This window comes from Wenzhouxiangella sp. AB-CW3 (assembly GCF_014725735.1).
In the GTDB taxonomy this organism is placed as follows: Bacteria; Pseudomonadota; Gammaproteobacteria; order Xanthomonadales; family Wenzhouxiangellaceae; genus Wenzhouxiangella.
In genome coordinates, this window is the sequence record NZ_CP061368.1 from 3,282,020 (window position 1) to 3,294,181 (window position 12,162).

Consider the following 12,162-nt stretch of genomic DNA (forward strand, 5'->3'; position numbering starts at 1 on the left):
CATGACCGTGGTTCTGTTGCTGACCACCCTGGCGGTGTTTGCCACCATGGCCCTGGCCCTGGTGCGCGCACTCAAGGGCCCGCGGGTATACGACCGCATCCTCGCGGTCAACGTCTTCGGCACCAAGACCGTGCTGATCGTGGCCCTGATCGCCTACATCACCGGCCACCACGACCTGATCGACGTGGCCCTGGTCTATGCCCTGATCAACTTCATCGCCATCGTTGCCGTACTCAAGCTCAGCAAGATGCGCGATCTGGCCCGGGCCGGAAAAGGGGACATCACCGATGGCTGAAACCGCGATCAATATCCTGTCCTGGATCCTGATGCTGACCGGCGGCGCCGCCGGCGTCATTGGCGGCATCGGCCTGCTGCGCCTGCCCGACTTCTACACCCGCCTGCATGCAGCCGGCGTCACCGAAACCCTGTGCGCCCTGGCCATTCTGCTGGGACTGGCGCTGCAGACCGGACTCAGCCTGGTCACCATCAAGCTGGTGCTGATCCTGGTGTTTCTGCTGTTTACAGCACCCACGGCCACCCACGCCCTGGCCAGGGCAGCCATGGTCGATGAGGTCGAACCCGAAGTCATCGACAACGAAACCGGGCCCACAACGGGAGAGCCGTCATCGAATACCTGATCGACGTCATCCTGCTGATCTTTCTGGTCGTGGTTGCCGTGGCCATCGTGCGGGCACGCGACCTGTTTGCCGCGGCCATGCTGTTCGCCATCTACTCGTTGCTGTCGGCCGCGCTGTTTGCCGTGCTCGATGCCGGCGACGTCGCCCTGACCGAGGCGGCCGTGGGCGCGGGTATCAGCACGATCCTGCTGCTGGCGGTGCTGGCCCTGGCCCGGCGCCACGAGTATCCCATCGACGGACACAACGTACTGGCGCTGGTGGTCGTGACAGTGACCGGTGCGGCGCTGATCTACGCCACCCTGGACATGCCGGAGTTCGGCGGTGCCGACAACCCGGCCCAGGTGCATGTCGGCCCCTACTACGTCGAAGAAAGTTATCCCGACATGGGGGTGCCCAACATGGTGGCCGCCGTGCTGGCCAGTTATCGCTCCATCGACACCCTGGGCGAGGCCTTCGTGATTCTGACCGCCGGACTGGCCGTGTTTGCCCTGCTGTCACACAAGCCGCGTCGCCGCAAGCGCCGCCGACGACACCTGAAACACAAGGTGCGTGAGCATCGCCACCACCGGCGCAACCACGAAGAGGAGTCGTCGTCATGAGAGCCAACGGCATCCTGCGCGTCATTGCCCGCTTCCTGATCCCGCTGATCATGCTGTTCGGACTGTATATCCAGTTCCACGGCGAGTATTCTCCCGGCGGCGGCTTCCAGGCCGGCATCGTGTTCGCCGCCGGCTGGATACTGTTCGTGCTGATCTATGGCCTGGAAACGGCACTGAAGGTGATTCCCGAGAGAGCCATGTACGTGCTGATGGTCGCTGGCGTGATCCTTTACTGCGCCGTCGGCGTGGCCGGCGTGATGCTCGGCGGGCATTTTCTGGACTTCTATCCGCTGCTGCCCGGGGAACACGCAGCACAGCAGTTCGGCATTATCACAGTGGAGTTCGGCGTCGGCGTCACCGTGGCCACGGTGGTGATGCTGGTCTTCACTCTGTTTGCACGTCGCAAGTCGGAATGGAAAGCCGCCCAGGTGGAGGACGAGCACCCATGATGACTGCACTGAGTTTTTTCAACTACTGGGTGGTGGTCATTCTCATGATGATCGGCTTTTACTGCGTGATTGCGCGCGGCAACATGGCCAAGAAGATCATGGGCCTGAACCTGTTCCAGACATCGGTTTTCATCCTGTTCATTTCCGCCGGCAAGATCGTGGGTGGATCGACACCCATCCTGCGCGAAGGCGTGGAGGTCTACTCCAACCCCCTGCCCCATGTGCTGATCCTCACGGCCATCGTGGTCGGTGTGGCGACCACGGCCGTGGGGCTTGCACTGGCGGTACGCATCAACGAAGCCTACGGCTCGATCGAGGACGACCACCTGAGCGAAAAGGATAGCGGGGACGAGGAATGACGATAACCGAACTGATGCCGTTCAGCGTGCTGGTGCCGCTGATCGCCGCACTCGTCTGCGCACTGCTGCCCGGGCGGTTCTGGCCATGGGCAGTCACGCTGGGTGCCTGCATCGCAGCGGCCGTGATTGCCGCGATCACGCTGCCCGCGGCAACGGACCTGACCCTCTCGTACGCCTTCGGCAACTGGCCGCCGCCCATCGGCATCGAGTACCGGGTCGATGCGGCCAATGCCTTTGTCGCGCTGCTGGTCGCCGGCATGGCCGCCATTGCCCTGACCTGGGCCAAGAAAAGCGTCGACCAGGAAATCCCGGAGCGCCAGGGCACGTTCTATGCGCTGTTCCTGCTGGCGCTGGCCGGCCTGCTGGGCATTACGCTCAGCGGCGATGCCTTCAACATCTTCGTATTCCTCGAAATCTCCTCGCTGGCCACCTACGGGCTGATCGCCCATGGCCGCGACCGGCGCGCACTGCTGGCCTCGTTCCGCTACCTGATCATGGGCACGGTGGGCGCCACCTTCCTGCTCATCGGCATCGGCTTTCTCTACATCATGACCGGCACCCTCAACCTGGCCGATCTGGCCGAGCGGGTACCCGAGGTACGCGACACCTCCACCGTGCGTGCCGCGCTGGCCTTCATCATCGTCGGCATGGGCATCAAGCTGGCGCTGCTGCCGCTGCACCTGTGGCTGCCCAACGCCTATACCTATGCGCCCAGTTTCGTCACCGTCTTTCTGGCCGGCACGGCAACCAAGGTGGCGCTATACGTCATGCTGCGCTTCGTCTACACGGTTTTCGCCCCGGACTGGAGCTTCGTGGTTCTGCCGCTGTCGACCGTGTTCATGATCCTGGGCGTGGCCGGCATGTTCGTCGGCTCTTGGGTGGCGCTGTTCCAGCCCAATATCAAGCGCATGCTGGCCTACTCCTCGGTGGCCCAGGTCGGCTACATGGTGCTTGGCGTGTCGCTGGCCAGCGTGATCGGGCTGACGGCGGCCTTCCTCCACCTGTTCAATCACGCACTGATGAAAACCGCGCTGTTCATGGCCGTGGGCACCGTCATCTACCAGGTGGGGTCGGCCAGGATCAGCGACTTCCGTGGCCTGGGCAGAACCATGCCCTGGACCCTGACGGCCTTTGCCCTGGCCGGGCTGTCGATCATTGGCATCCCCACCACGGCCGGCTTCGTCAGCAAGTGGTACCTGATACAGGCCGCGCTGGAACAGGGGCAATGGTTCCTGGTCGTACTCATCCTGATCACCTCGCTGATGGCCGTCATCTACATCTGGCGGGTCATCGAAGCCGCCTGGTTCCAGGAAAGAGACCCCAAGCAGCGCCAGGTGGGCGAAGCACCGCTGGCACTGCTGATACCCACCTGGGTCCTGGTGGCGCTCAACTTCTACTTCGGCCTTGACACACGTCTGACCGTCGGCGGCGCCACGGCCGCGGCAGAAGCCCTGCTGGGCGGGGGGATCATGCCATGAACCTCCTGCCGCAACTGCAACCGCTGACCGTCATCCTGATTGCCTTTGTCGGCGCGGCGCTGATTGCAATGGCCGGTGGCCACCGATGGCTGCGCGAGGGTCTGAGCTGGCTGGCTTCGATTCTGTTCTTCCTGGCGGTCATGGGCCTGCTGGGGGCATTCCTGGCCGGTGAATCGGTCAGCCAGTCGGTCTGGGAGATCATGCCGGGGCTGACCATCGCCTTCCGGCTCGAACCGGTCGGCATGCTGTTCGCCGCCATGAGTTCCACCCTGTGGGTGCTGGCCACGCCGTATGCCATCGGCTACATGAATGCCAAGGGATACAGCAATCTCGGGCGCTTCTTTGCCTGCTATGCAATCGCGCTGGGCGCGGCGGCCGGTATCGCGTTTGCCGACAACCTGTTCACCCTGTTCGTCTTCTACGAGATCCTGTCGGTCTCGACCTACCCGCTGGTGGCACACAGCGGCGATGAGCGGTCGCGGAAAGGGGCACGCACCTATATTGCCCTGCTGCTGGCCACCAGCATCGGCCTGATGCTGCCGGCCATGATCTGGGTCTGGAGCGCGGCCGGCACCCTGGATTTCGCACCCGGCGGCATTCTCGACGGTCAGGTCAGCCCATGGGCCGGCGCCCTGATGCTGATGCTGTTCATGTACGGCGCGGGCAAGGCCGCCCTGATGCCTTTCCACCGCTGGCTACCCGCGGCCATGGTCGCGCCGACCCCGGTCTCGGCCCTTCTGCATGCTGTGGCAGTGGTCAAAGCCGGTGTGTTCGTGGTGCTCAAGATCGCACTCTACATATTCGGTCTCGATTACCTGCGCGAGCTGGCCACCAGCGACGTGGTGCTCTACATCGCCGCGTTTACCATGCTGGCCGCATCGCTCGTGGCCATTTCCCGGGACAATCTGAAAGCCAGGCTGGCCTACTCGACGGTCAGCCAGCTGTCCTACATCGTCGTCGGCGCCATGCTGGCCGTGCAGCTGGCCGCCATCGGTGGCGGCCTGCACATGCTCATGCACGGCTTCGGGAAGATCACGCTGTTTTTCTGCGCAGGCGCCATTTACGTGGCCAGCGGCAAGACGCAGGTCAGCGAGCTCGACGGCCTCGGACGACGCATGCCGTGGACCTTCGCCGCCTTTCTGGTCGGTGCGCTGTGCGTGATCGGCCTGCCGCCGACCGGTGGACTGTGGAGCAAATGGCACTTGGTCATGGGTGCCTGGGAGTCCGGACACGGCATCATCATGCTGGCCTTCCTACTCTCTACACTGCTCAACATCGGCTACCTGTTGCCACCGGTGCTGCGCGCCTTTCTCAGACCGCTGCCGGACGGTGAGCCGGCCGGCGTTCGGGAGGCGCCATGGATGTGCGTTGTTCCGCTGGTACTCACCGCGCTGGGCACCATCGTACTGTTCCTGGGCGCCGGGCCGGTGTTCAGGCTGCTGGAAACCCTGTTTTTGCCGGGCGCCTGAGGGGCCTGGCCGAGGAGCGTGTCGAAGCAATGAATCTGGGCAGAATCCTTGAATACCTGGTCGCAAGGGGTCGGGCACTCAGTTACCTGATGCTGATCGTGATGGCGGCACTGGTCGTGATCGACATCATCGTGCCCGCACCCTACACGCGCTTCCCCTGGGACGGCATCGGCGGTTTTGCCGCGCTCTACGGCCTGCTGTCGTGCGTCCTGATCATCGTCATCGCCAAGGCCCTGGGCAAGGGCCTGCTGTATCGCGAAGAGGACTACTACGATGACGATTGAATGGCTTCATCCAACGCTGGTGCTGCTGGCCGGCACATTGATCCTGCCGCTGCTCAAGGGTCGGGCCATGCAGGCCTGGATGGTGCTGCTGCCGCTGCTCGTACTCGGGTTGCTGACCACGCTGCAACCCGGCGTGCATGGCCAGTTCGACTTCCTGGACATGACGCTGACGATGCTGCGGGTCGATGCACTGGCCATGGTGTTTGCCTGGGTATTCGCCATCATCCTGCTGGTTGGCGCCATCTATGCATTGCATGTGCACGATCGCTTCCAGCATGCCGCGGCCTTTGTTTATGCCGCTTCTGCACTGGGCGTGGTCTTTGCCGGCGACCTGATCACGCTGTACGTGTTCTGGGAACTGATGGCCCTGTCCTCGGTCTGGCTGATCTGGCGCCGCAAGTCCGATGCCTCGTTCCGTTCGGGCTTCCGCTACCTGATCGTTCACGCCTTCGGCGGCCTGCTGCTGCTGGCCGGCATCATCATGTATTACCTGGAGACCGGCAGCATCACCTTCGAGCAGATCGAAACCCGCGGCCCGGCATTCTGGCTGATCCTGGTTGCGTTCATGATCAACGCGGCGGTGCCACCGCTGCACGCCTGGCTGACCGATGCCTACCCGGAAGCCACCATTACCGGGGCTGTGTTCCTCAGCGCGCTGACCACCAAGACCGCGGTCTATACGCTGATCCGCGGCTATCCCGGGGCCGAAATCCTGGTCTGGATGGGCGCGATCATGACCCTCTACGGGGTGACCTACGCCATGCTGTCGAACGAGATTCGGCGGCTGCTTTCCTATCACATCGTCAGCCAGGTCGGCTACATGGTCACCGGCGTGGGTCTGGGCACGGCCCTGGCCCTCAATGGTGCGGCCTCGCATGCTTTCACGCATATTCTCTACAAGGCGCTGCTGTTCATGGGGGCCGGCGCGGTGATCTACATGACCGGCAAGAGCAAGCTCAGCGAGCTGGGCGGGCTGTACCGGTGGATGCCATGGACCTTCCTGCTCTACATGATCGGCGGGCTGTCGATCTCGGCCTTTCCGCTGTTTTCCGGGTACGTATCCAAGACGATGATCGTCGAGGCCGCCGCCCTGGATCAGCGCGCACTGATCTGGCTGATGGTGACCATGGCATCGGCCGGCACCTTCCTGAGCGTGGGCCTGAAGCTGCCATGGTTTACCTGGCTGGGTCGCGACTCCGGCCTGAAGCCCAGAGAGGCCCCGCTCAACATGCGCCTGGCCATGGGTCTGGCCGCGGCATTGTGCATCATGATCGGCATCATGCCCGGGCCGCTCTATGCGCTGCTGCCCTCACCGGTGGACTTCAACGCCTACACCCTGTCGGTCTTTCTCAAGGAAATGCAGGTGCTGATGTTCACCGGCCTGGGCTTCTTCATGCTGTTGAAGTATCTCGAGGGCAAGGACCGCATCACGCTGGACACCGACTGGCTGTATCGTCGCCTCGCCCCGGGCCTGATCAGCACGCTTGCCGCGTTGATCACGCGCACCGATCAGCGCCTGCGGCAATTCATCATGGAACGACTGACGCGCATGGCGGATGTGGTGGAACGCAACTATGGCAAGGATGGCCGACTGGCCCGAAGCTGGCCCATCGGCTCCATGGCAATGTGGACGGCGATTGTTCTGGCCATGCTGTTGCTGTTCGGGATCGGACGCGAGTGACGCGTCACTCGTCGCGCTTTTCCCGCTTCACGACACGGTACTCGACTTCCAGGGGGCCCTGTTCGGCTGAGTCCTGTTTTCTGCTGCCCAGCAAGCGACGTACGGTTAGCACGATGAAACCGATGACCGCCAGGCCCATGGCAATGGCCAGAAAGAAAAGCCCGAGGATGAAACTCAGGGCAAGAATGCCGATGCCGGCCAGTACCAGCCCCAGGCGAGCCAGGGGATGGGACGGCGGCTGGTAGAATTGTCGCCAGGGATCCTGCATGAGTGATTGAGACTCCGTGAGCGCTGTTATGTTCCTGTGTCAAAGTGATGAGCTGAGCGATGGTCGCTTCCGTGAGTTCACGGTCGAGACCGACGACGAGACCGTTTACCTCGTGGCCACCCGCCACCAGGGCCAGCCCCGGGCCTGGTACAACGTCTGCCCGCACCAGGGCCGCGCGCTCAACTTCGCGCCCGACCGTTTCCTGACCGACGATCACGGCCACCTGGTCTGCTGCGCGCACGGCGCGGTCTTCGAACCCGACCGGGGGCGCTGCATTTCCGGGCCCTGCGAAAATGCCGAGCTCAAGGCCGTGACCCTTGCCGAGGACAACGGCAGGATCACGGTCAGTCTGTAGCGCCGGCGACCAGCACCATCAGAATAGCAGGTTGACCGCCACGAGCATCACCACCAGGAAGATCAGGCTCATCCCTCCGCCCACGCGGATGAAATCCTTCACCTGGTAGCCACCGGGGCCCATGATCAGGGCATTGACCGGATGGGTGGGCAGTATGAAGGCATTGGAAGTGGCCAGACCAACGATAAGTGCGTACACGGCCGGATTACCACCGGTTTCCAGTGCGATATTGATGGCAATCGGCACCAGCAGCACGGCGGCGCCGACATTCGACATCACCAGCGTGAAGATCGTGGCCAGAACGGCCAGAACGGCCTGCACCACGATATCGGGCACCTCGCCGAGTATTCCCAGCACCTGCTGGGCCAGCCAGGGGGCCGTACCCGTCACTTCCATGGCCAACCCCAGCGGAATCAGGCTGGCCATGAGAAATACCGTCTTCCAGCTGACCGACTGGTAGGCCTCGTCCATGCTCAGCACGCCGGTCAGGATCATGCCCACGGCACCGGCCAGCAGGGCGATGGACAACTGAAAATCGGTAAAGATGATCAGGAACATGCTCAGCGCGAAGAACGACAGCGCATGGACGACCTTCTGCGGACGCTGCTCTTCCTTGGGGATATCGGTGGCGACGATGAAGTCCTTGTCGCGTGCCACCGTGGCCAGATCGCGCCAGGTGGAGTGGCTGACCAGGCAGTCGCCCACCTGCAGCTCGAGGTTGCGCAGATCCTCGGAAAAAATCTCGTTGCGACGATTGACTGCCAGCACCGAGATGCCGAACCGCGACCGCAGCCGGGCCTCGGCGACGCTTTTTCCGATCAGCTTCGAGCCCGGGGGTATGACCACCTCGGAAATCCCGGCACGGGTTGGGTTGAACAGGTTGCCGAAGGCACGCAGCCGCGGCTGCAGGCGCAGCTTGTTGGCCAGTGCAAACTCGCCCACCTGTTCACGCGTGCCCATGACACCCAGCACCGTGCCCACCCAGATCATTTCATCGGCCGGCGGCGCCAGACGGGGCTCGTCGGTACTCTGTATCGCCAGCATCAATGGCGCACCGGCCAGGTGCTCGGCTTCCGCTATCCGCATGCCGACCAGCGGCGAGTCGACGGTGACCAGCATTTCGTAGACATCGCCCTGTATGCCGTAAACCTCGGCGAAATAGTTCATCGTGCGGCCTGGCGACGCGGCACGCTTGGTATCCACCGTCGGCAGCAGGTGCCGGCCAATCAGCAGGAAATAGGACAGGGCGGCAATCAGCAGGGCCAGACCGACCAGGGTGACATCGAACAGATCGAACGGTTGCACCGCCTCGGCACCCGGCGGCAATGACCGGTTGGAGGTCAGGATCAGATCGTTGAGAAGAATCAGCGGGGAGGACCCCACCATGGTGATGGTGCCACCGACGATGGCGCAGAAACCCATCGGCATGAGCAGTCGCGGCAGCGGTAGGTCCAGGCGGGCGGAAATACGGCTGACCACCGGCAGGAACAAGGCCGTGGCCCCGGTGTTCTGCATGAAGCCCGAACTCACGCCCACCGTGGAAGACACCATGGACATGATGCGCGACTCCGAGCGCCCCCCCACCTTGACAATGAACCCGGCCACCACGTTCATCACGCCGGTGCGGTCCAGACCGGCACCGATGATCATGACCGCGATGATGGAGATCACGGCGTTGGATGCAAACCCGGAAAACAGTTCATCACCCGGCACCAGGCCTAGCAGCCCGACCAGCACCATGATGCAGATAGCGGCAATGTCGATGCGAACGATTTCGAAGATGAACAGTGTCACCGTCAAACCCAGCAGCATGAGCACGAGAATCATGTCGCCACTGAGCGTGAGGCCGGCATCCATTACGATGTTCGCTTCTTGATAAAGGCAGTTCGGGTTGGCTCTATACCATAACCCAGTTCAACTGCCGACAAGTCGATATTACGCAAATGAACGGCGCTGGTCCGGCTCCGGTTCAGACCCCGTTCAGCCGGGCTGATCATTGCGATAGCGTGTCGGGTCGGCCAGCCCGGCCGCTTCGAACCCGGCCCGTCGAATACGACAGGAATCGCAATGCCCGCATGCCCGCCCCTGATCATCGGCCTGGTAGCACGAGACCGTCATGGCGTAGTCCACACCCAGATCGGCACCACGACGAATGATCTCGGCTTTGCTCAGATCGATCAGGGGGGTATGAATTCGGAATCTCGCGCCCTCGACACCGGCTTTCGTGGCAAAGCCGCAGAGCTCCTCGAATGCGGCGATGAATTGCGGGCGGCAATCAGGATAGCCGGAATAGTCGACCGCGTTGACGCCAACAAAAATATCCAGTGCGCCCAACACTTCAGCCTGCCCCAGCGCCAACGACAGCATCAGGGTATTGCGGGCCGGAACATAGGTAACCGGTATTCCGGACGTGGCTTGTTCCGGCACATCGATGTCATCGGTCAGTGCCGATCCGCCGATGGCGCGCAGGTCGACACTGACCACGCGATGCGATGCGGCTTCCAATGCATGACTGAGCACTTCGGCGGCATTCAGTTCGGCGCGGTGCCGCTGGCCATAATCAACGGCCAGGGTATGGCATTCGAAATCCGCTTCCCGGGCACAGGCCAGAACGGTGGCCGAATCCAGGCCGCCCGACAGCAGCACTACCGCAGGGCGCCTGGCCTCTGACCGACTCGCGTTCACGGTTTGCGTCGATGCGGTGTTCATCAGGTCAGGTCCTCGTCGGTCACGTGGCGATTCTTTCCTGCCTGCTTGCCGCGATACATCGCCGCATCGGCACGCCGGACGGCTTCGCCCACCGAATCATCATGCGACAGCTCCGAAACGCCCAGGGTCATCGACAACGGCATCTGCCCGACCTCGGTACTGGCCGGATTCGATGCCACCCGCGCGACCAGTTGCCCGGCCACGGCAGCCGCCCCGGCCCGATCGGTGTTGGGCAACAGGATCAGAAACTCCTCGCCTCCCCAGCGCGCGACCACATCACGACCGCGAACCCCATCGACCAGCAAGTCTGCCACATGCTTGAGCACTTCGTCGCCCACGGCATGACCATGGTGATCATTGATCTGCTTGAAGCCGTCGATATCGGCCACGATGATGGCATGTCGGTCTCCGGTCACCCGGCACCCTTCATGTGCCGATTCAAGTCGCTCGGTCATGCCACGCCGGTTGACCAGGCCGGTCAGGGAATCGGTACGGGCCACCTGTTCAAGCTGCCGTGATCGACGCACACGATCGCGGTAGAGACGGAGAAGCAAACCCAGCAACACCAGCAACAGAATGACCAGTAGCACGGTCAGCATGGTCAGGATACGCTGGCGTTCAAGTTCCAGCTTGGAGATCTCGGCCTCGCTGCGCAACAGGGCCAGATCCTGTTCGCGCTGGTCAGCCTCCATCGCCAGCCTGGTCTCTTCCACCCGCGCACTCATCTGACCCTCGGCTATCTGTCGTCGCAACAGGTTGAGTGTCTTTTGATGATCCAGTGCGGCCTGGTAGTTGCCCTGGGCTTCCTTCAGCTCGGCAAGCTGCTCGATCACATCGTAATGCAGCATGACGTTTTCATACGGATTGCGGTCGATGGCCTGTTGCAGCGTTTCGGCGGCCTTGTCATAGCGTCCGCCGGAGCGATGGATTCGACCCAGATTCAGCAGGCCCCGGGCTTCCCCGCCGGCATCTCCGATCTCACGCAGCTTGTCGATGGCTGCACTCTGGTGTTCCAGTGCTTCATCGAAGCGGCGCAGACCGGATAGGGCCTCGGCCAGATTGGTGCGGGCGTGCGCAACACCCCTGGAGTTGTCAAGGGTTTCAAACAGGGCCAAACCCTGGCGGGCAAACTCCAGCATCTGTTCATACTCTACCCCGGCACTGGTATCGTCACCCAGCGACTCGAAACTGCCGGCCTGGCGGCCAGCCAGTGCGGCCAGGTTGACCAGCGTACCGGCCACACCTTCCTGCCAGCCGCTTTCCCGAAACCACTCCAGCGCCCTCTGATGATGCTCCCGCGCCCGAACGTAGTCGCCCATGGTGTTGTAGAGGTTGCCGATATTGCCAGCCGCCCGGGCCGCCGCAATCACATCACCCGCATCTTCACTGGCCCGCCGGGCCGAGAGATAATGAGCGATGGCCTCGTCATGCTCTTCCAGCTCCCAGTGCAGTACACCGGCCATGAGATGTACATCGGCCCGATGCTCCGGCGCCCGCTCAAGCAGCTCAAGGGCACGTCGCACATAGACCAGGGCCTCGTGGAATCGTCCCTTGACATGCAGATTGGCTGCCAGCGCGGACAGCAAGGCAACCTTGGCTTGAGGGCAATCGACATCTTGCCGATAGATGCGCTCGAGCGCTTCCTCGCCGCGTGAAACACCCAGATCGGCATCCTCATTGCGCAACTCGCGAATCTCTGCTGCCGTATCCAGAAGCGACACGCACACATCGGCCCGGGCCACCGTCAGGCAGCAGCCCAGCAGCAACACCAGCAGAACTCGCATCGACATGCTCATGGGATCAGTATAAGCGCAGGCCGACGACCCGAACAGGGCGCACAGAACCGCCCCTCCCCGACCGCCCGACCAGACGA

At 62.8% G+C, this 12,162-nt stretch carries 14 protein-coding genes; 10 read left to right on the forward strand and 4 right to left on the reverse strand.

The window, feature by feature from the left end:
* The first annotated feature begins 1 nt into the window (after position 1).
* The 9 genes from IC757_RS14180 to IC757_RS14220 are packed head-to-tail and all read left to right on the forward strand — an operon-like array spanning position 2 to position 6,957.
* Positions 2–295: a monovalent cation/H+ antiporter complex subunit F gene (locus IC757_RS14180; protein ID WP_190974939.1), complete on the forward strand. Its 294-nt coding sequence runs from the start codon at positions 2–4 to the stop codon at positions 293–295.
* Positions 288–638, forward strand: a complete 351-nt coding sequence (gene mnhG / locus IC757_RS14185; protein ID WP_190974940.1) for a monovalent cation/H(+) antiporter subunit G — start codon at positions 288–290, stop codon at positions 636–638. The genes IC757_RS14180 and mnhG overlap by 8 nt, the downstream gene beginning before the upstream one ends.
* A 29-nt stretch (positions 639–667) precedes the next feature.
* Positions 668–1,237, forward strand: coding sequence for a DUF4040 domain-containing protein (locus IC757_RS14190; RefSeq protein ID WP_263405570.1), 570 nt, complete (start codon positions 668–670; stop codon positions 1,235–1,237).
* Complete coding sequence (locus IC757_RS14195; protein WP_190974941.1) at positions 1,234–1,686, forward strand: Na(+)/H(+) antiporter subunit B; 453 nt, start codon at positions 1,234–1,236, stop codon at positions 1,684–1,686. The genes IC757_RS14190 and IC757_RS14195 overlap by 4 nt, the downstream gene beginning before the upstream one ends.
* Positions 1,683–2,045, forward strand: coding sequence for a cation:proton antiporter subunit C (locus tag IC757_RS14200; protein WP_190974942.1), 363 nt, complete (start codon positions 1,683–1,685; stop codon positions 2,043–2,045). The genes IC757_RS14195 and IC757_RS14200 overlap by 4 nt, the downstream gene beginning before the upstream one ends.
* Positions 2,042–3,523 carry a monovalent cation/H+ antiporter subunit D family protein gene (locus IC757_RS14205; RefSeq protein WP_190974943.1) on the forward strand — a complete coding sequence of 494 codons (1,482 nt, stop codon included), beginning with the start codon at positions 2,042–2,044 and terminating at the stop codon, positions 3,521–3,523. Before IC757_RS14200 ends, IC757_RS14205 begins: the two co-directional genes overlap by 4 nt.
* Entirely contained in the window at positions 3,520–4,992 is a 1,473-nt protein-coding gene (locus IC757_RS14210) for a proton-conducting transporter membrane subunit (protein ID WP_190974944.1), read from the forward strand. Before IC757_RS14205 ends, IC757_RS14210 begins: the two co-directional genes overlap by 4 nt.
* Before the next feature lie 29 nt (positions 4,993–5,021).
* Complete coding sequence (locus IC757_RS14215; protein WP_190974945.1) at positions 5,022–5,276, forward strand: hypothetical protein; 255 nt, start codon at positions 5,022–5,024, stop codon at positions 5,274–5,276.
* Positions 5,266–6,957: a Na(+)/H(+) antiporter subunit D gene (locus IC757_RS14220; protein WP_190974946.1), complete on the forward strand. Its 1,692-nt coding sequence runs from the start codon at positions 5,266–5,268 to the stop codon at positions 6,955–6,957. The genes IC757_RS14215 and IC757_RS14220 overlap by 11 nt, the downstream gene beginning before the upstream one ends.
* A 4-nt stretch (positions 6,958–6,961) precedes the next feature.
* Here IC757_RS14220 and IC757_RS14225 read toward each other — a convergent pair whose 3' ends face one another.
* On the reverse strand, positions 6,962–7,225 hold the full coding sequence (locus tag IC757_RS14225; RefSeq protein WP_190974947.1) for a hypothetical protein: 264 nt from the start codon (positions 7,223–7,225) through the stop codon (positions 6,962–6,964).
* 28 nt (positions 7,226–7,253) lie between these two features.
* Between IC757_RS14225 and IC757_RS14230 the strand changes: the two genes are divergently transcribed.
* Positions 7,254–7,580, forward strand: coding sequence for a Rieske (2Fe-2S) protein (locus IC757_RS14230; protein WP_190974948.1), 327 nt, complete (start codon positions 7,254–7,256; stop codon positions 7,578–7,580).
* Between the two features lie 18 nt (positions 7,581–7,598).
* Here the strand turns inward: IC757_RS14230 and IC757_RS14235 are convergent, their stop codons facing one another.
* The 3 genes from IC757_RS14235 to IC757_RS14245 all read right to left on the reverse strand — a co-directional run bounded on the left by IC757_RS14235 (position 7,599) and on the right by IC757_RS14245 (position 12,073).
* Positions 7,599–9,437: an SLC13 family permease gene (locus tag IC757_RS14235; protein WP_223846146.1), complete on the reverse strand. Its 1,839-nt coding sequence runs from the start codon at positions 9,435–9,437 to the stop codon at positions 7,599–7,601.
* 123 nt (positions 9,438–9,560) lie between these two features.
* A complete protein-coding gene (queC, locus tag IC757_RS14240) occupies positions 9,561–10,289 on the reverse strand; it encodes a 7-cyano-7-deazaguanine synthase QueC (protein ID WP_190974949.1) in 729 nt (242 codons plus the stop codon).
* Positions 10,289–12,073 carry a GGDEF domain-containing protein gene (locus IC757_RS14245; protein WP_190974950.1) on the reverse strand — a complete coding sequence of 595 codons (1,785 nt, stop codon included), beginning with the start codon at positions 12,071–12,073 and terminating at the stop codon, positions 10,289–10,291. Before IC757_RS14245 ends, queC begins: the two co-directional genes overlap by 1 nt.
* Positions 12,074–12,162: the final 89 nt, after the last annotated feature.